We start from the raw sequence: 19,812 nt of genomic DNA on the forward strand, positions 1-19,812 counted from the left end.
TATTCAATGGTATAATCCTAGATGGTCTTTTTCTTGGCATCCTTTACCTTGTAAAGTTGACCTTCATGGTCACCGACTATCATGGCCGTCTATTTTTGAGAGTATGTCTCAGGGCCTCGTTCTCGATATCGGCTTTAGATTTTCTACTGTTCTGTAATAGCCAATTGTTCAGTTTCCTTTTTTCAAAGAAAATCATTTTTCCATTGGGCTTGGAGTGGGGGATCGTCCCGGAGGAAGTCAGTTTGTAAAGATAGCTTCTCGATATTCCGGTGTAGTCACAGGTTTCCTCAAAAGTCAACACCTCTTTATGGGCAGTTAACAGTTTTTCCAAGCGATCTAAGCGATCAAAAATTAAAATAGTGTCCATTTGTTTCTCTTTTAAGATTAAGAAATGAACAAAAGCGCTTTTGTTTATCTTCTATAGGTTTGTTAAAATAAAAGTAGAAAATAGGTGGGCTGAAAGCGATGAGAAACACCAATAGTTATCCACAACTATTTGGTTTACAGTACCATGTATTATATGGTGCCAATTGATAGTAAAGGAATTTTCATCTAATTTTATTTGATATCATAAAACATCAAATGGGACCAAATGTTATATTGGTCAAATTGGTGTTTTTAGGGAGAAAATGGAGTTATTAACAATTGAAAGCGAGGGAATTGGAGATTTGGTGTTGTGAAAACAGCAAATTTGGTTATTTTGTAGGAGCGCCATGCGTATCATTTTAAGTCAGTTTTTTGAGATATGCTTTTAGGTATGTGCAATTTTATGAATATTAAACTGTCTGATTTTTGGGGAAGCCTATAGACAAAATAAGAAAGCCCTGAAAAGGGCTTAAAGAGTTCGGTTCTCGTAAATTTATGGGCTTGTGCAACGGTTACTTTTGTTATACCCAGTTATTTATGCATAAGTGCCGGAATTATTCTGTCTTGTAAAACTCTCCAAGTTGATTTTTCAGGCTCATCATTAATATTCCAACCATTAAAGACGATTATTAAATTATATTCTGGTGCCATCATTAAATACTGTCCTCCATATCCGTTGCCCGCATAAATACTGGTTTTGCCATTATTAGTATATTCCGGGATCCACCATTGATAGCCATATCCCATATCACTTCGCCATTCAGGTTTTACGTCTTTGATAATAGGGCTGGTGGATGTTGTAACCCAACTTTCAGATACAATTTGCTTATTGTCCCATTTCCCATTATTCAGAAACAATGAACCAATTTTAGCCAAGTCTTCTGCCTTTAGATATAAACCACCCTCTGTATCAATTTCTCCATCAGGAGTTTCTTTCCAATAGTATTCTGTAATGCCGAGTGGCTCAAATAATTTTTCTTCTGCCCATTCGTCAATTCGTTTGCCTGTAATAGTTCTAATTATTTTACCTAAAAGCACAGTTCCACCGCCATTATACACGAATCTTGTTCCTGGTATTGTATCCATAGGTTTGCTCAATACATATTCTATCCAGTTGTCACTTGACTCCAGTAAAAAACAGTCATTTGTATTGTCATTATGATCGGTCTCTTCATTCCATTGTAATCCACTTCTCATAGTTAATAAATCTTCAATGGATATATTTTGCTTTCGTTTATCCTGAAAGTCAATGTCAAAACCATTCAACAAAGGCAGTGCTTTGTTGCCAACATTATAATCCTCATTCAAATCCAGCGCAAGACCAAAAAGGATTGACGTAATACTTTTGGTAACAGACTGAAGTGTGTGCAATTCACTTTTCTTGTAGTATGGATGCCAATCAGTACTGTTAAAATTGTATTGTTGATTGGTTGTGTCATATTTTTGAGCAATGGTTTTATAGTCCTGCACATATTTAAAATCTGCCAATAGCTCGTCATTTTGTATTACCATAAAACGGTCAATTAATCCATAATCTCCATTATTTATTTCTGAATTAATAGAATCAATTACGGCTGAAACGAAATTTTGAGAAGGTACCTTTTGTGTGCCTTTAATCGACTCTTTGTTCTTGTCTTTTGTATTACAACCGGTGACCATCACTATAAACAAAATTGAGAATGTTAGTGTTTTAATTTTATTCATTAACATTCTCATAATTTTTATTGGGTACAATGTACGGATATAGTAACGAGTTACCTGATAGCTATATTATATGTAACTAATATAAGTAATATTTCATTAAGATATCCACTGTACCTCTAACCCATCACTACAACAAATCCAAATTCAACTAGGGGAGTAAGTTCGCAGCTTTCTTCATTTTTTCAGTAAATGATTTTGGCATAGATCTCTGTAGTTCCATTTACATAATCTTGGAAATATCCCATTCTTCATTGGATGGCTCCTTAACGATTGATTCTGCTTCCGGTAGTCCATTGACTTTCATGTTTTTGGCATCCCAATGTATCCGAGCACCATTCAGGCGAAGAGACATTACCCCCAGGAGGGTTAATTCGGTAAGCCGACTTCCATAATCAAGATTGGCACTGGATTGCCCTCCGTTTTTGATGGCATCTATCCAGTCGCGATGATGACCTTTCGATCGCGGAATCCGTTCCACGGGTGGTTGATAAGATTGTCTCAAGGATTCGGGGAATATCTGAGGAAAACGATCACCGCCATCGGTGATAATAACCCCTTTATCGCCCACGTACATGGCGCTCCTCCCTCCGAATTTATAATCTGGTGGCAAATGGGGATTCCAATCCGGTTTTAAGCCTCCGGAATACCAGTGTAATTTGAGTGCAGCCTGGCCCTTCCTTTCAGGAAAATGATACGTGCCAGCCTCTCCATAAGGAGCAATTTCACTATTACTTTGTCCGGCAGGGTAAATCTGAATCTCAGACGGGCTCGATAGATCGAAGGCCCAAAAAGGTGCATCCATATCATGACATCCAAAGTCTCCCAATGCACCGCAACCATATATCCAAAAATCCCGCCAAGTGACTGGCGAAAAAAGATCGTTATAGGGCCGAAATGGTGACGGTCCCAACCATTCCTTCCAATCAAAATCATGAGGAAGTGGACTGGTATTTTGAGGAAGACCTGTAATACCCGGAGTCCAGCGACCAGCAGGAACCCACGCATGGATTTCGCGTACTGTTCCGATAGCATCATCCTGTAGATATTCGACCAATGAACGCATGCCGTCCCGACTATGTCCCGAGTTACCCATCTGAGTGGCGAGTCCCGTTTCTTGTACTACTTTACGTACCATCCTCGTTTCCCATATATTGTGAGCCATGGGTTTCTCGCAATAAACATGCAGTCCTGCCTTAAGGGCTGCGATGGTGATAAAGGCGTGGGTATGGTCTGGGGTAGCGCAAAGAATGGCATCGATATCTTTTTCCTTATCCATCATTTCACTAAATCGTTTATATTGACGAACCACTTTGTTCTCTCCCTTTTTCTGATAATGATTCTCAATCATTTCACTGACCGGTTCCCGTCCGGCAATGGACTTGTAATAGAATCGATTCAAATCCCAATAACGACCCGGATCTGTGACCGATGTAATCTGTACGTCGTCTAGTTGAAGTAAATTACGAACATTACTCTGTCCCTGACCCCCCGCTCCGACAATGCCGATGTTTACTTTGTCGCTGGGTGCGGTATATCCTTTGCCTCCAAGAACATGCCTGGGAAGTATCACAATACCCCCTACTGCGGCTGTTGTGTTTCGGATAAATTGTCGTCGGCCTGCAGAAGGCGTATTTGGATTCTTCATCATGCTACGTTTTTAATTTGAAATTCAAGGTAAGGATTTATTTTGAAAACGAAGATGATTGTTGTTTAACGCATTGGGGCAGGATTAAGCTAGAAATCTGGGTGTAAATCCCTCGTTCCCGCGCGATTGCATCGCGTTGTACACTACGCTTCTGGAATCAAGAACTAAGAACCAAGACCATGCCTATGCATGGAGCAGAACTCGTAAAGGTGGTTGGGCAACAGCACAGAAGCCTATTTTAGGCACGACCATTACTCACTAAGTGAGATTTGAATGCTCCGACCCTTAGGTCGATTTGTAATCGGTATTTTCCTTCGGATGCCTCATGGGCTTGCCCTGAGGTAATTTGACTTAAAAACGCTTAAAAACGCGAGGGTATTAATTATTGACCAATGTTTACTTAGAACTCAACCCATCTTTTTGCGAACCGCCGTATATTAACCCGAATTAGATAGGCGGGCCTGCCCGTACGATTCAGGCGGGCGATACCGGCACATACGGTGGTGTACTCATGCATTTTATTTTTACAACAAGGTATTCGTGAATACTTTGGCATTTGAGAGGCCCAGTCCGTTTCTACTTAGGGGTGGACCCGCCTACTCGACTGAAGACCGTTAGTTTACTGTAATTACAATTTTACCACTGTGCTGTCCATCCCCAAATCGTTGAATCGCCCAGGGTATTTTGTCAAAATTATATGGGCCATCTATGACACAATTTATCCTGTTTTCCTCATAAAGCTGATTGATATATTCCAAGTCCTTGTTAGCTTTTAACATTACCATATGCATACGTTTCTTGCTAAACAACTTTAGTATCGGACTCATATAAACCATTTGTAACAGCTTGCTGGTCTTACCACCTATTGAAACGTATTTTCCTTTCGGTCCAAGAACCTTTAAAAATTTCCAGAGTGATCGATTGGTCTTGCAATCAAGGATTAGATCATATTGCTGATCACTATTAGTAAAGTCTTCTTTTTTATAGTCAATTACTTTGTCAAACCCTTGAGTTGCCATTGCTTTTAATTTTTCACCTGTGTCCACCCCTGTAACATCTGCGTTGTAAAGTTTGGCTATTTGAATTGCGAATGAACCAACACCGCCACCCCCGCCATTGATCAAAATCTTCTGGTGATCCTTAATTCGTCCCACATCCCGCAGACCTTGTAGGGCAAGCATTGCTGCGTGTGGAATACTAGTAGCTTCCTCAAAACTCATGTTATTTGGCTTTTTAGCTAGTGCTTTCTCATCTATGCAAAGGAACTCAGCAAAGCTGCCAAATCCGAATTCTGAGATGTCACCGTAAACGGCATCACCGACTTTAAACTTTGTGGCCTTATTCCCGACCTGCTCCACAATTCCTGCCACCTCCATACCGGGTATCCTTAATTTTTTCTTGGGACTAAACATTCCAAAGAACAAACGATAAGCTAAAGGCTTTCCTGTGGTAATGCACCAATCGTAATCATTGATTGTTGTTGCATAAACTTTAACCTTGACCTCGGTACTTTTAGGCATAGGTTGTTCAGCTTCTATAAGCCTAAGAACTTTATTAGGTTTTCCGTAGTTTTTAATATTATATGCTTTCATATATACTAATGTGCCACAATGTACGGATATAGGTATAAGTTACTATATATCCATGTCTAACATAGACCTTATTTGATAAAATACTCCCATTTATTATTGAAAAGTAGTTAACAATCAGATGTTTATAAATGAGAAGAGTTGGTGTAAGTTTCACGATAAGAATTCCATTAACTCATAGAAAATGAAAACTATATTTTAGAATAAATCTGATATTGTATCCTAGTCCGCCACCACAACAAATCCAAATCCAATTTAGGAAGTAAGTTCGCAGCTTCCTTCATTTTCTTGTCAATGATTTTGGCATAGATCTCCGTAGTTCGTATTTCACGGTGTCCCAGACGTTTGGAAACGGTATAGATGTTAGCAAAATTTTCTGATAGAATTATTAACCCTTACATAGCACTCTTGGTTATGGCAATCAGATTGTATAATATAGTTAGATTGTATTGCTTTAGTACGAGCGTGACGTTTGTTTGGCTGACATAGGCAGGCCTGCCTGGCGGCAGACAGGCTCGCACCACGGGGGTAACTACCACTGCCGTCTATTTACTCAATGCTTTAATAATCCTTTCTTCATTGATAACTACATCTCTAAATAAAACATGTGGAAATTCTTTATATTTTGAAACTTTAAAGGCCTCGAAAATCTTAGATAAAGCGGAAGCTGTCAACAACGAAAGGTTTAATTCCATATTCATTTCACAATCAGTTATGAAATCATCACTAAATTCTGGAGCAATTAATAATATTTTAGCGACTCTAATATCATTTTTCTCTGTGGCACTTTTATAAGATTTTAGTTGTCTTGAAACAGAGCTAAACTTGTTATAACCTCTTTCCTTACTGGTTTTACATTCTACAATAATTACATCCCCATTTTCTAAATGCAGAAGGATATCAATAAGATCTTTTTTTGTATTTAATTTTTTTCTTAATTCTTCATCAACGTTAAAGCCTAATTCTGAAAAAATCTTTCTAGTTAACTCTTCAAATTTGACACCTAATTCGCTTTCTTTAACTGAAATGCCATTTTCTTTTAAAGTATTTAAATCTCGGTAAGCAATCTTATCGTAGTTTTCTAAATAAAGATTTTCGGCATCTTTATAATGCTCTAATGTATTCAGAATATCATCACCTCTTTGCTTAATCCCATTATCTAGAATGAATTTTTTAAAGTTTTCTTTGGTGATTAGATCTAAAATATCTCTTGGTTTAATATTATAATCTAAAAGTAGATTTGCTTTTAGAATAAATTCATCTTGAATCTCAAACTGATTTTTTATTTCCTTATTTAATTTTGGAAGTGATTCATTTAGTTCGGATAACATTTTTTCAAAACCGTCAAGCGAAATATGAATATTTTCGTCTTTTTCTACATTTTCGAAATATGTAATTAAACTTTCAATTTTGTCATCTAAAGTGCTTCCTTTTAGATTCTCAATATTAAGTTTTCTATCGCATAATTCATTAAGCGTTTTCTTTTTTTCCGTAAGATTTGAGTCTTTTTTATAAATATCATGAGTTAATAGTCCTCTGAAAGAAACACCCTCTAAAATTATTTCTTCGATTTTGTCTAGATAACTTAGACTTCTATCGATATTATGTTTTTTAGCTATTTGATTAATAACTGGCTCACGCAATAATCTTAAAGTTCTTCTCAAAAATTTATCAGCAACTTCTTTTTTTCTTAATTTTCTTAGTAAGCGCACCATTTCGTCTGCCACGAAAATTGTATTTTCTTTTTTGGAATAAAATATTACTCCAATAGACTTTAGATTTGTAATTACCTCCATCACATCTGATTTTTTAATTGGAAGTATTGAGTAATTAATAAGCTTAATTTCTTCTTGAGAAAGTTCCAATTCTTTTGATAATGTTAAAATTATGGATAATTCGTCTGAAGTGATTTTTGCATCTCTATTATTCTCAAGATCATTTTTGTACGCTATTTCTAAGCATGCTTTATATATTTTGTAGTCTCTTTTTCTTCCTTCTGAAATTTCAGATTTTTCATTTTCAAATTCTTCGTTTGTTTTTTTAATTTTTGTTTTTATGCTTTTTATTTCGGCATCATATAATCTTGAGAACCAATCTTGTTTCATTATACAATTGCCATCACGAATCAATATATCAATAAGAATGTCTAATTGTGAAGAAGTATCTTGAAATTCACATTTCAAATAATCGAAAAATTCATCTTCTATTAGGGAAAAAACTTTTGCTACATTTTGATTGTCAACTGACTTTAAACCCTTGTCAGCTGAACTTAAAATCTCATCTATTTCCTTAGTGTTTTTTGGGCTATGTATAATTATGTTATCTATTGTCTTTATAAAATAGTTCTTATCAATCGAATTGAGCCTATCTAAAATTTTCTCTAATTTCATTATTATAGTTTTTAGTTGGTAGTTATTGGTTGTTAAGACACATAGTTACAAAGTTAAAGTTACATGCTTTACTCTAGATTCTGATTTAGCCTAATTGATACTTGATTGTCTCTTATGATATTTTCGTTAAAGTAATCTAAAATTACGTCTCTATAAAACACTCTCCAAATTCGACTTAGGTAGTAAGTTCGAAGGTTCCTTCATTTTTCGTCTATAATTTTGGCATAGATTTCCGTAGTTCTTTTTTCACGGTGCCCAAGACGTTTGGAAACGGTGTAGATATCTGCAAAATTTTCTGGTAGAATTATGAACCCCTTTATACCAGTCTTGGTTACGGTTATCACAATGTATAAAGTGGGTCTGTTGTATTGCTTTAGTACGAGCGTGACGCTCGCACCAGCGGGGAGCGTGACCAGTACGTACGGTTCTCTTCTCGTGTCCTGCAGGCGAGTGTGAGAGATTTAGGTGTGAGACTCCCTTTTACCTACTCGACTATGCCCTTTTATTTTCTACATTTTCCCCAACCAACTGAATATGAGCCATCAGGATTTCTCATATAACTGTCATAAGTACCACCAACTGAATAGGATCCATCAGGGTTTCTCATATATCCATCATATGAACCACCAACTGAATAGGATCCATCAGGATTTCTCATATACCCATCATAAGCACCGCCAACTGAATAGGATCCATCAGGGTTTCTCATATAACCATCATAAGCACCTCCAACTGAATAGGATCCATCAGGGTTTCTCATATAACCATCATAAGCACCTCCAACTGAATAAGAACCATCAGGGTTTCTCATATAGCTGTCATAAGCGCCACCACAAACGTAAGTCCCGTCAGGATTTCTCATATAGCTGTCATAAGCTCCACCAACAGAATATGTTCCATCAGAGTTTCTCATATAGCTGTCATAAGCTCCGCCACAAGCGTAAGACCCATCTGAATTTCTCATATAACTATCATAACATCCTCCAACAGAATATGACCCATCTGAATTCTTCATATAACTATCATATTGGCCATAAGTCAATGTTGAATTCAAAATTGTAAAAATTATAATTAGTAAAGTCTGTTTTTTCATTTTTGGTTATAATATTCAGGTATAGGAACAGTTTACTATACTTCCATTAATGTCAGTAACTAATATAGGCCTTATTTCATTAGGGCCTCCAATCTGCGTCAAAACCACCACTACAACAAATCCAAATTCAACTTAGGAAGTAAGTTTGCAGCCTCCTTAATTTATTCGTCTATTATTTTTGGCATAGATTAAACTTAAATGCCTGGCACTATTAAACCGAAATGGGTGGCGTGTAACGCACCGAAGTTTCCATTATTGGTAAGTGAAAAATTTTCACGAAAGGGATAGCGCTGGCCAACAAGTGCATGCAGCTCTCAGCCATTGTCAATAATCTGAGGAGAAATTCACCGAAAAATGTGTAAAAAGTGGTGCAAGTAACTTTGCTTTGTTTTTATCGCCCAAAATAAGCTTCCAAAAATGTAAGACCGTCTTTTAAGAGTGCTGGAAAAGGACCCGTTTTAAGCACTCTTAATAGACTGCATTAGATTGGTTCCTATTTTAAAATTAATAGCTATTTAATTGTTACTTGCTTTGGCAATAAATTTAATTTGCATCCAACTTAATTCCGAGGCAATCACTATTAATAGTAATTTCATCGGTCCAAAGTCCATTCTTGTTTTCAGCATAATAATGGTAATCTCCGTTTGGTAAATAAAACTTTATTATATCCTCCGTTGTGCTGCAACTTGGCGTCGTATTCCAATATTTGTCCATGTAACCGCCCCAATGTGCTTTGGTGTTACTTTCAATTGTTACCGAAATTGGTCCACCAAGATTGTCAGTGGAGGTATAGAAATATATTGTTCTTGGATATTCATAATTTGGAGCCTGCTTAAGCGGCTTAGTTTCATACAGATAAATGTCGCCATATCCTTTGTTTACTTCATTATCGGGGTAAACAATTTTCATTTTATAATTATTTCGGTCGAGAAAAAATTCATGAATATCAAAAATCATATTTTCAGCTCCAATATATTTTTTTGCTTCTCCGTTTTCAATATATATTTGTCTCTTGATGAAAACATTTTTTGTTTTTTCTCTAAAGCTAATTGTGGTGGAAAAATTTACATCATACCAACCATCTGATAGCTGGTAAATCCTTATATTTTTGTTTCTATTTAAACGTCTTTCTTGGCGATTTGAATTAGACTTTATTCTTAGATTGTAATTTTTATCTTTTCTTAATGAGTTTGTAGATAGTTTATTTAGTTTTTCCTGAATCCATCGTTGTTGAAATCCGTTGTTGGAAATTCTGTTTGTTTTAGATGCAATGTTATCCTTACTATAAGCTGGTGTTACAGAGTTTTTGACTGATTTTGTAGGTTGGGAGTAGTAATATGTTTTTTTACTGGGACTGGGACTGGGACTGGGACTGGGACTGGGACTGGGACTAGAACTAGAACTAGACCTAGAACTGGAACTGGAACTAGAACTGGAACTAGAACTTGTGGACGTATTTTTATATAAAGGTTTATTGTCCCTTGGAATATAACCGGCTTTTCTTGTGTAAGGATTAGTGTTGCCTCTAGTAGAGAAATTATCTCTGTTTGTTGTGTTCGGTGCCGTTCGGTAATGTGGTGCTACATAAGTTCCGTCCTTGCGAGTATATCCCTTTACACGAACATGCGTTGAATTAACTTGTGCAAGACCTTGAAAAATAAATCCTAAGAAAAGTATTATAAGTAGTAAAGTTCTTTTCATGGTATAATTTATAACAAACTTATATATAGAGAAGATTGTGGGAATACTTCCATTTCTTCAGTATCTAATATAAGTCTTATTTCATTATGAACTCTCCTTTGTTGGTTGAAATACTGCTTAGTAATCAGTTGTTTAGCTAACGATTCTAACCTTAAGACCTCACCCGAAATTGTATAGGAAGTTATAGAAATAGAATCAATTTTATTTAGGAAAAGTTGTAGCTATGTGAAAAAACTCAACCACCCTTTACAATAAATCCAAATTCAACTTAGGGAGTAAGTTTGCAGCTTCTTTCATCTTTTTGTCGATGATTTTGGCATAGATCTCCGTAGTTCGTATTTCACGGTGTCCTAGCCGTTTGGAAACGGTATAGATGTCTGCTCCATTTTCTAATAATAGCACTGCATTGGTATGCCTGGCGGAATGGAAGGTGATGTGTTTGTTAATACCGGCAAACATGCACCAACGGAGGAGTTGGAGGTTCATATGGGCACTGTAACGGAGGCCTTTGAATACTCGGTCATTGGGACCTCTGCGTTCCCCTAATAGCTCCCTGGCTTGTTCTGAAATATATAAGTATTCTACGCCCTCTGTTTTCTTTTGCTGAAACACAATTCGGAAGATAAGATCCCCGGAATTGTCCGTACCCTCATCACGTACCTCTGACCACTTAAGCTTATTAATGTCGGACCAACGAATACCGGATAAGGTGGAAAAGAGAAAGGCGCGTTTTAATAAGGGAATAGAGCAAGGGGTCTTGGATAATTTTTGAAGTTCATCGGAAGTAAGATATTCTCTGGTGGATTCTCCAGCAGAAAACCCCTTGACTTTCTTAATGAGGTTCTCATTTAGGTACCCTTCTTCAAATGCAGCATTTAAACAAGCTTTAAATTTATTGTAGTACGCATTTTTGGTGTTTTGGGATAACTTCTTTTGACTCTGTGTAACAGCAATGGTATCTAGGTATTTCTTGTACCCTTTAATAAAATCGACATCAATATCGTTAAAGATGATAGTAGGGGAGCAGTAGGCTTCTAGATGTTTCTGTGCTGCATCCCAATTGTCATAATTTCCTTTGGACTGGTAGCGTTCCTATTTCTTCTGGACATAAAAGTCTAATAAACCAACTTTTCCTTTGGTGTCGTTTTTAAGGTTATACTTCCCTTGGTAGACTTCGGCCTTTCTAATGGTTAGGATTTGTTCTGCGAGTTCTAGGGTTTCCTTGTTTTTCTTTATTTCAGAATCGGTCTTGGGATCGGTCGTGAGATAGAGCTCCAGATATTCAAAATCCCTTAAAATTTTGCTTTTACCTTGGGGCGTTGTGGTATGACCTTTATAGTGCTCTATATAAAGACTGGTCAATCCGCTTTTTAGCTTTTTCTTTCTGAGATGAACTTTCATACGAGATACAAATGGGATACAAAAATGTACGAAAATAAGATGAATAAGAGAAAGTAAAAATCTTAAAGTGATTAACAATCTGTTGATTTTCAGCTATTTGTAGTCATGTGGTCTTATATGGTATCATATGAAATACTTATTTATTTCCCGATACAGAAATTAGCGAAAATGTTCCCCAACAATTCGTCGTTAGTAACATGTCCAGTAATTTCTCCCAAATGGTAAAGAGCCTCCCGGATATCTATGGCCAAGAGGTCGCTCGGGGTGTCCTCGTCCATTCCAAACTGTACTCTTTCTATCTCCTCCAATGCTTTTAATAGGGCGTTATAATGACGGGTATTGGTAACAATAGTTTCGCTGTTTCGCAATGCCCCAGTATTTACAAATTCCAATAAGCGCGATTTTAGCTCTTCTACACCCAGACCACTTTTGGCGGATAGTAAATACAAATCGGGGAGGTGCAATTTTAAACCTTCTATTTCTTCCGGCTGCAGTCGGTCTACCTTATTGGCAATGACCAACAGTGGTTTTTGGGGATACCTATTTTTTATTTTTTCCAGTTCTATGATGCTGGTCTTTAATTTGTCAGGGTCGGAAGCCATTTCCCAACCGTCCACTAAAAGTACAACTACCTGAGCTTGTGCTATTTTTTCAAAGGTTTTTTTAATTCCAATACTTTCAACTACATCTACGGTATCTCTAATTCCAGCAGTATCAATAAATCGGAACCCCACCCCTCCGATGGTTATTTCGTCTTCAATAGTATCCCTAGTGGTCCCTGCAATATCACTTACAATAGCGCGTTCCTCGTTCAACAAGGCGTTTAGCAAGGTAGATTTACCTACGTTGGGTTCGCCTACAATAGCGATCGGAATTCCATTTTTAATGACGTTGCCCACGGCAAAGGAATCGATCAGACGTTTTAATACTTCTTGGATTTTTGCTAATAAGATCTTAAACTGACTTCGGTCTGCAAACTCCACATCCTCCTCTGCGAAGTCGAGCTCCAATTCGATGAGCGACGCAAAATTGAGCAATTGTTCGCGTAGTTTCTCTATTTCGTTACTAAATCCGCCCCGCATTTGTTGCATGGCTATTTGATGAGCGGCCTCGTTATCCGAGGCGATAAGATCGGCAACGGCTTCTGCCTGACTCAAGTCCATTTTCCCGTTTAGAAATGCCCGGAGGGTAAATTCTCCTGCTTGTGCGGCCCTACAGCCATTTCTTAAAAAGAGCTGAATAATTTGCTGTTGTATATAGGGGGATCCATGGCAGGAGATCTCTATCACGTCTTCCCCAGTATAGGAGTTTGGGCCTTTGAAAACTGATAATAGTACTTCATCCAATACCTTGCTGTCCTCCACAATATGTCCTAAATGAATAGTGTGACTTTTTTGCACCTTGAGGTCCTTTCCGCGAACCGATTTGAAAAGTGGTCCGGTCAAGCTTATGGCATCCTTTCCTGAAACACGGATAACCGCAATGGCGCCAGCACCAGAAGGGGTGGCCAAAGCAATAATATTGTCGTTGTTGATCATAAATAACAAGCTATAAATTTCCCGTTTCTAATAAATAAAATGGGAAGTTGTACTATTTTATATTTGAGGGTAAAAATACAATTTATTGAGGACAACCACAGCTAAGGAGAGTGGAGGACTAGGTAAAATGTATGTTTGTATTTAAGGATTGTTGCTTCACTATATCAAAAAAATAATTACAACATGGACTAAGAATAAATGAGGCATGGAATTTGTTATATATAATACGACAGAGGAATAATTAATTATAGGAGGAAATAAAGAGGTAATTTTGTCGGCGAAAAAACACCTTGAAAATACCCGTCTATTATAGACAAGCAATTGTGTTATTCTTTTAATAAATTATTAGTAATTCAAGGTATGTTATATAAAACTATCTAAAGTAAAAATTGAAATAAAACACATATGAAAATGAAAAAAATTTTAGGATTGTTGCTACTGTTGATCTGTTTTAACTTTTCGTTTGCGCAAGAGACAGAAACTCTTCCTGTGCCTACCGATGAGCAGATAAAAATAGATCAAAATATAGAAAAGCAGCGATTAAAAGAAGCAAAGGATTTGGAAAAACGCTTTGCTAAAGCAGATCGCGATGCTAAAAAAGCTGAGAAAGCTCAAAAAAAAGCGGAAAAGGAGCTAAAGAAACAAAATAAAATTGCTTCGAAAATCGATTCTAGGAATAGAAAAATTGACAAGGATATAAAGAAAGTAGAAAAGATCCAGAACAAAATGGAAAGAGATGACAGCAGAGGAAAACTGTCTCCAAAGGCTATTGAAAAGTTGCATAAGCAAATTGACAAGCTAAATTCGAGCATCGAAAAAAACCAACAAACTGTGAGAAAACTATATCGGAAACAATAGTAGTTGTAGAGGAATGATTTTTATGTAGTACGATGAATTTTTGTAACAATTCGGAAATTTTATCGTCTTACTATTACCATTCTATTTTTATTGAAAGTTTTTCCATTGTTTGTGCCTCTAGGTCTGATGAATTACAGTTAATATTTACTTTTATCCTATGATCACGACAAAGACTCTTAATTAAAATGGAAGAAAATCTACTATTAACTTCTAAAGTATTTTTGAGATGAAAGCCGAAAACAAACAACTATTGGTTATGACGCATCTAAGTCAGTTATTGGATATCGTAACGGGCTTCGGGGGATTTATTGTACCCTTAATTTTGTGGTTGACACAGCGGGACAGTATCATAAATATGGATGAACACGGCAAATCTATTGTAAATTTCCAAATCAGTATGTTTTTATACGCCTTGATTTCTATTCCGTTAATCTTATTGTTTGGGCTGGGTATCTTGGGAATAATTGGGGTAGCCTTACTTTGTATTATATTCCCCATAGTTAATGCAATTAAAGTATCTAATGGGGAAGCACCTCATTATCCACTGAGCATTAAGTTTGTGTGATACCGACAAAATAAAATTAAAAAATCCGCATTGTGTTTTAAACAATGCGGATTTTTTTATGGGGTACAACTAAATATGTTTTAGCTATTCAACATCACAGGCATCACCAGCATGGTGACAATTTCCCCTTCATCCAACCCATCGATAGGGGTAAGGATACCTGCCCTATTGGGTAGGCTCATCTCTAACTGCACATCGTCAGAGGTAAGGTTGTTCAACATCTCCACTAAAAAACGAGAATTGAATCCTATTTGCATATCGTCTCCTTGGTAAGAACAGGTTAATCGTTCTTCCGCTTTGTTGCTGTAGTCAATATCCTCGGCAGAAATGTTCAATTCCGCACCCGCTATTTTCAAGCGTATTTGGTGGGTAGTCTTATTGGAGAAAATAGACACTCGTCTTACCGAACTCAAAATTTGAGTCCTGGAAATAGAAAGTTTATTTGGATTCTCTTTTGGGATTACTGCTTCGTAGTTGGGGTATTTCCCATCAATCAACCTACAGATCAAAATAGTGTTTTCGAAGCTAAATTTGGCGTTGCTTTCGTTGTATTCTATCAGTACATCGGTTTCGCTACCTCCCAATATTCCTTTTAATAAATTTAAAGGTTTTTTCGGCATAATAAACTCGGCCACCTTAGAAGCAGCGATATCCGTGCGTTGGTATTTAACCAATTTATGGGCATCCGTAGCTACAAAGGTCAGATTTTCAGGAGAAAACTGAAAAAAGACACCGCTCATTACAGGTCTTAGATCGTCATTTCCCGCAGCAAAAATGGTCTTGTTAATGGCTGTGGCCAGAATATCTCCCAATATTGTGGTAGAGGAGGGGTTGGACAGTTCCACTGATTTTGGAAATTCCGAACCATCGGCATAGGCCAAGGCGTATTTTCCGTGGTTAGAGCTTATCTCCACTGTATTATTGTCTTCAACAACAAATGTCAATGGTTGCTCTGGAAAGGTCTTCAGAATCTCTAACAATAGCTTTGCAGGTACTGCAATGGTTCCTTTGCTGTCCGAATCCACTTCCAATACAGAACTCATGGTCGTTTCAAGATCTGATGCAGAAACGGTAAGTTCCCTTTGATCTAGATCGAAAAGGAAATTGTCCAAGATTGGCAGTGTATTGCTATTGTTGATTACCCCACCTAATATTTGGAGTTGTTTTAATAAATAGGTACTAGATACTATAAATTTCATGTGTCTCTTATTTATTTTTAAGGAACCTATATTTCATTATTCCCAATAGGTTAATTAGGCTAAAATCAGCAGGATTACTTGTATCTTAATCAAAAACAAAGATATTTTAATTGTCCTTTTTAAGGAAACAAACTTATTAACACTTATTTCCCGTATTTTTTCCTTCTAAAGGCATTAATTGCCCACCCAAAAATAAGGGTCAAACCTAGTGGCAGGCCAATATTAATCAACTGCCATTTGTTTTTTTGATCTTCAATTTTCACCTCGTCTAAAAAAGGTATGGAGACCTGCTTTTTACGAATGTTTATAAGTCCATTATCGTCTAAAAGGTAATTTAAGCAATTAATTAGGAATTCCTTGTTGCCATAATAGGTATTTGTCCATTTGTCATATCCCAGTTCCAAGGGCCTCTCATTTCGAATCTGGTTCTTAATAATATCGCCGTCGGAAATGACGATCATTTTATTGGCGGGTCCATTTTCCAATACTTCATTTAAGGCAATTGGTTTCACTCTATTGGTGAAGGTAGAGGTGAAGTCGCCCTCGATCAAAACGGCTAATGGTTTGTTGCCATCCGCATAATCCTCCTTGTTTGTGGCAACGTTAATAATGTCCAAACTAATCTGTCTAGGAACGCCCTCTGTTCTGGAAAGGGGAGAGCTTTGTAAAAGTATCTGTTTTTTATACTTATTGGGCAAGGTATCCATAGACCCCGTAAACTGAAACCTAACGGCTTCCAGATTGGTATTTATAGGGTGATCGTTCTTGGAGAATACCATTGGATTATAGTACCAGGGAACCGGATTGTATTGGGAGTCATTGCCTTCCCCACTTGCCAAAACGATCTGTGTAAAATACATATCGTTAATTAAATTGGCATTTAACCTAACCCCATACCTAAAGAAAAAGTCCTTCAGGTTTAATTGTCGTGGCATGGCCATGGCACTACCGTTTTCGTTAAACAGACTGTCCATTTCCATCGCCACCTGGTCTATTAGCCAAAGCGATTTCCCTCCCCCGGTAATGTACTGGTCCAAAATAAATTTTTCTTCATCTGTAAAGGCCTCTGTAGGTTTGGCAACAATAGCCAAGTCAAATTTCCTCAGTTGATCCAATACGTTTTGGGGGTTGTTGGCAACAGAATCTAGCGTAATGGCCCCTATATTGTAATAGTCCCTAATAGTAGTCAGATAATCTGCTATAAATATATCGTCCAATTCCCCATTGCCCTTAATAATGGCAACGCGTTTTTTGTTTGTTAGGTTCAATTGGGCAAAGGCATTGGCAAAGGCATATTCCAAATGTTGTACGGAATTGTTTACACGATCTTCGGAGGTAGTACCCAGTTTGTTTTTTAATAACGGGACTTTCACTATTTTTTGGTTGTAACTGACCATTGCCCAGGGAAAAATAATTTCTTGGGAGACTTTTCCGTTTTGTTCCACCGTAACATTAGTAGGGGTCATTCCCAACCCTTGTAGTTCCGTTATAACAGTCTCTATAGAGGTTGCACCTTCCATAGGATCTACAAAGGCGAATTGTATGTTTTTATTTTCCGCTGAAAATTCCTCCAACAATTGTCGGGTTTCGTCCTTTAACCTCGCAAATTCTGGGGGTAGGTTGCCGTCCAAAAGGATATCTATGGTCACAGGAGCATTAAATTTTTCCACAGAATTTATGGCGGGTGTGGATAAGGTATATCTTTTGTCCTCTGTTAAATCTACCCTGGTGTAGAAAAAGCTACCTAATAGGTTAAGTAGCACCAATAGTAGCAATGCCTTTAAAACGGATAACCAACTTTTTTTTATCATCTATTTTGATTTTTAAGTTGATTTACGGTAAGGAAAAGGAAGAATAGGCAAAGACCAACAAAATAGACAATGTCCCTAGTGTCTAATACACCTCGGGCAATACTGTCAAAGTGGGCCTTCATACCTATATTCTTTACGAATAAAAACATACTTCCCGAAGGGATTAGGCCAGACAGACCTTCAAATCCGTAGAATAACAGGAAACATAGTACCATAGCTAGGATAAAGGCTACAATTTGGTTTTCCGATAGGGTAGAGGCAAATAGGCCTATTGCGGTATAACTCGCAATAAGAAAAAGTAGGCCAAAATAGGATCCCATAACTATTCCCATGTCAAGATTTCCGACGGTAGTTCCCAATTCAGATATCGTATAGACATATAGCAGGGAAGGAAGAATGGCAATCAGGGACAGGGTGAAAGTGCCCAAAAATTTACCCATTACGATATTTCTAAGTGAAATTGGTTTTATAAAAAGGAGTTCTAAGGTCCCCATTTTTTTTTCTTCAGAAAAGCTCTTCATGGTGATTGCAGGAATCAGAAATAAAAATACCCACGGGGCAAGGAGAAAAAATAGGCCCATATCCGCAAAGCCGTAATCAAAGATATTGAAGGGCCCCTTAAAGACCCATAAGAATAGTCCATTAAGTATTAAAAACAGCCCTATAACAAGATATCCTATAGGGGAGGTAAAGAACGATTGGATCTCTCTTTTGAAAATGGCTATCATACAGATTGCTTATTGACATTAACTTTTTGTAAGGACCATGCTTCCGGTTTTTCCGCGAATAGCAATTTGGTGGTTTTCCAAACGTTTCTAAAATATTCCGAATTTCTATACTTCTCCAAATCGGCACTACTGTTCCAATAGCTATGGGTAAAAAAAATGCGTTCGTCATCTACATCCTGAAGTAGTTCTAGAAAAGTACACCCCTCTATATTTTGGATTGCAATTTTGTGTTTGTCAAATATGGATTTAAAACTAGCGATGTTTTCCAATTTGAACGTCAATTTTACAATTCTTACCAACATGGTTATGTAGATTATTCAAAGTTAATAACTATGGTATCCCTATAATCCAGCCCCAAAAGAGTAGAGGCCCCGCCAACCGTATTTAGGTCGCTCTTATAGATGGCAATTTCCAAATACCCAGAGGTATTAAAAAGTGCTACGATTTCCCCTGGAGATTTACGCTGACTTTTTTCCAGTTTATAATCTACAATGTCGCCATATTTTCGGTGAATTTGCCTAATTTTTTTATTCCGCGCCAACACTTCAAAGGGTCTTCCTTTTCCATATTGAAGAAACTCTCTTTGTTCTATATTGGAAACAACATTTCCGTAATTATCAATATAGATGACACTTCCCGATAGGGTATTACCATCATCAGAAATTCTGGGTTTAACATCCCTCAGGTCTTTTAAATCCTTAAAGTCCCGCCCTAAAACCTCCAATTTACCACCCCTTGCAATATGGCAGGCCGTCTTCACAAAAACGTCTAGAACTGGAAAAGCGCCATCCACGGGATTTGGCAATTGAATTTCCACTACTTTTTCCGGTACAATTTCAGAAGTTATCAGACCTATTACGCCATTGTTTGCCATTATAAAATAATGGTTGTCCGCAAAAACTGCGATATGTTGATTCTCTGGGGAAAGTTCAGAATCTACCCCTACAATATGTATACTTCCATCAGGAAAATTTTTGTAGGAATTTTTGAGGATATAGGCGCATTCCTGAATATTGAACGGCGCTATAGAATGCGATATATCAACGATTTTAGGGTCGCCCAGCTCCTTGTAAATAGTTCCTTTTATGGCCCCTACAAAATGATCTTTATATCCAAAATCAGTAGTTAAAGTAATTATAGGCATAGGGGACTGTTGATATGTTTTTGGTTTGGCAAGTAGTTTTTTACTTAATTTACTTAATTTTGTTGAACAAAATTACACAA

Annotated in this window: 17 protein-coding genes and 2 pseudogenes; 2 read left to right on the forward strand and 17 right to left on the reverse strand. The window is 37.1% G+C overall.

Going from position 1 to position 19,812, the window contains the following annotated elements:
* Positions 1 to 79: 79 nt before the first annotated feature.
* The 12 genes and pseudogenes from KCTC52924_RS14770 to mnmE form a co-directional block, all read right to left on the reverse strand.
* A complete protein-coding gene (locus KCTC52924_RS14770) occupies positions 80 to 367 on the reverse strand; it encodes an AlpA family transcriptional regulator (protein ID WP_026811101.1) in 288 nt (95 codons plus the stop codon).
* A 530-nt stretch (positions 368 to 897) separates the two neighbouring features.
* A complete protein-coding gene (locus KCTC52924_RS14775; protein ID WP_370671477.1) occupies positions 898 to 2,070 on the reverse strand; it encodes a serine hydrolase domain-containing protein in 1,173 nt (390 codons plus the stop codon).
* A 220-nt stretch (positions 2,071 to 2,290) separates the two neighbouring features.
* A complete protein-coding gene (locus KCTC52924_RS14780) occupies positions 2,291 to 3,718 on the reverse strand; it encodes a Gfo/Idh/MocA family protein (protein ID WP_251805537.1) in 1,428 nt (475 codons plus the stop codon).
* A 611-nt stretch (positions 3,719 to 4,329) separates the two neighbouring features.
* Complete coding sequence (locus KCTC52924_RS14785) at positions 4,330 to 5,307, reverse strand: NAD(P)-dependent alcohol dehydrogenase (RefSeq protein ID WP_251805538.1); 978 nt, start codon at positions 5,305 to 5,307, stop codon at positions 4,330 to 4,332.
* A 188-nt stretch (positions 5,308 to 5,495) separates the two neighbouring features.
* Positions 5,496 to 5,693: pseudogene (locus KCTC52924_RS14790) on the reverse strand (hypothetical protein); the annotation flags it as partial.
* 156 nt (positions 5,694 to 5,849) lie between these two features.
* Positions 5,850 to 7,694: a hypothetical protein gene (locus tag KCTC52924_RS14795; protein WP_251805539.1), complete on the reverse strand. Its 1,845-nt coding sequence runs from the start codon at positions 7,692 to 7,694 to the stop codon at positions 5,850 to 5,852.
* A 502-nt stretch (positions 7,695 to 8,196) separates the two neighbouring features.
* Positions 8,197 to 8,709, reverse strand: a complete 513-nt coding sequence (locus tag KCTC52924_RS14800) for a hypothetical protein (protein WP_251805540.1) — start codon at positions 8,707 to 8,709, stop codon at positions 8,197 to 8,199.
* A 621-nt stretch (positions 8,710 to 9,330) separates the two neighbouring features.
* A complete protein-coding gene (locus tag KCTC52924_RS14805; RefSeq protein WP_251805541.1) occupies positions 9,331 to 10,488 on the reverse strand; it encodes a hypothetical protein in 1,158 nt (385 codons plus the stop codon).
* 246 nt (positions 10,489 to 10,734) lie between these two features.
* Positions 10,735 to 11,325 carry a site-specific integrase gene (locus KCTC52924_RS14810; RefSeq protein ID WP_353057445.1) on the reverse strand — a complete coding sequence of 197 codons (591 nt, stop codon included), beginning with the start codon at positions 11,323 to 11,325 and terminating at the stop codon, positions 10,735 to 10,737.
* A gap of 3 nt (positions 11,326 to 11,328) precedes the next feature.
* Positions 11,329 to 11,559 (reverse strand): annotated as a pseudogene (locus KCTC52924_RS14815) (phage integrase SAM-like domain-containing protein); the annotation flags it as partial.
* A gap of 21 nt (positions 11,560 to 11,580) precedes the next feature.
* Positions 11,581 to 11,889, reverse strand: a complete 309-nt coding sequence (locus KCTC52924_RS14820; RefSeq protein WP_353057431.1) for a hypothetical protein — start codon at positions 11,887 to 11,889, stop codon at positions 11,581 to 11,583.
* Between the two features lie 140 nt (positions 11,890 to 12,029).
* Complete coding sequence (gene mnmE / locus KCTC52924_RS14825) at positions 12,030 to 13,427, reverse strand: tRNA uridine-5-carboxymethylaminomethyl(34) synthesis GTPase MnmE (RefSeq protein ID WP_251805542.1); 1,398 nt, start codon at positions 13,425 to 13,427, stop codon at positions 12,030 to 12,032.
* A gap of 411 nt (positions 13,428 to 13,838) precedes the next feature.
* Between mnmE and KCTC52924_RS14830 the strand changes: the two genes are divergently transcribed.
* Positions 13,839 to 14,285 carry a hypothetical protein gene (locus tag KCTC52924_RS14830; protein WP_251805543.1) on the forward strand — a complete coding sequence of 149 codons (447 nt, stop codon included), beginning with the start codon at positions 13,839 to 13,841 and terminating at the stop codon, positions 14,283 to 14,285.
* Between the two features lie 226 nt (positions 14,286 to 14,511).
* Positions 14,512 to 14,850, forward strand: coding sequence for a DUF4870 domain-containing protein (locus KCTC52924_RS14835; protein WP_251805544.1), 339 nt, complete (start codon positions 14,512 to 14,514; stop codon positions 14,848 to 14,850).
* 80 nt (positions 14,851 to 14,930) lie between these two features.
* Here the strand turns inward: KCTC52924_RS14835 and dnaN are convergent, their stop codons facing one another.
* From dnaN to KCTC52924_RS14860, 5 genes are all read right to left on the reverse strand, one after another.
* Positions 14,931 to 16,049, reverse strand: coding sequence for a DNA polymerase III subunit beta (gene dnaN, locus KCTC52924_RS14840; RefSeq protein ID WP_251805545.1), 1,119 nt, complete (start codon positions 16,047 to 16,049; stop codon positions 14,931 to 14,933).
* 143 nt (positions 16,050 to 16,192) lie between these two features.
* Positions 16,193 to 17,860: a gliding motility-associated ABC transporter substrate-binding protein GldG gene (gene gldG / locus KCTC52924_RS14845; protein WP_251805546.1), complete on the reverse strand. Its 1,668-nt coding sequence runs from the start codon at positions 17,858 to 17,860 to the stop codon at positions 16,193 to 16,195.
* Positions 17,857 to 18,588, reverse strand: coding sequence for a gliding motility-associated ABC transporter permease subunit GldF (gene gldF / locus KCTC52924_RS14850; protein ID WP_251805547.1), 732 nt, complete (start codon positions 18,586 to 18,588; stop codon positions 17,857 to 17,859). The genes gldG and gldF overlap by 4 nt, the downstream gene beginning before the upstream one ends.
* A complete protein-coding gene (locus tag KCTC52924_RS14855) occupies positions 18,585 to 18,890 on the reverse strand; it encodes a putative quinol monooxygenase (protein ID WP_251805548.1) in 306 nt (101 codons plus the stop codon). The genes gldF and KCTC52924_RS14855 overlap by 4 nt, the downstream gene beginning before the upstream one ends.
* Before the next feature lie 11 nt (positions 18,891 to 18,901).
* Complete coding sequence (locus tag KCTC52924_RS14860) at positions 18,902 to 19,732, reverse strand: S-adenosyl-l-methionine hydroxide adenosyltransferase family protein (RefSeq protein WP_251805549.1); 831 nt, start codon at positions 19,730 to 19,732, stop codon at positions 18,902 to 18,904.
* Positions 19,733 to 19,812: the final 80 nt, after the last annotated feature.

The sequence above is a fragment of the Arenibacter antarcticus genome (assembly GCF_041320605.1).
In the GTDB taxonomy this organism is placed as follows: domain Bacteria; phylum Bacteroidota; class Bacteroidia; order Flavobacteriales; family Flavobacteriaceae; genus Arenibacter; species Arenibacter antarcticus.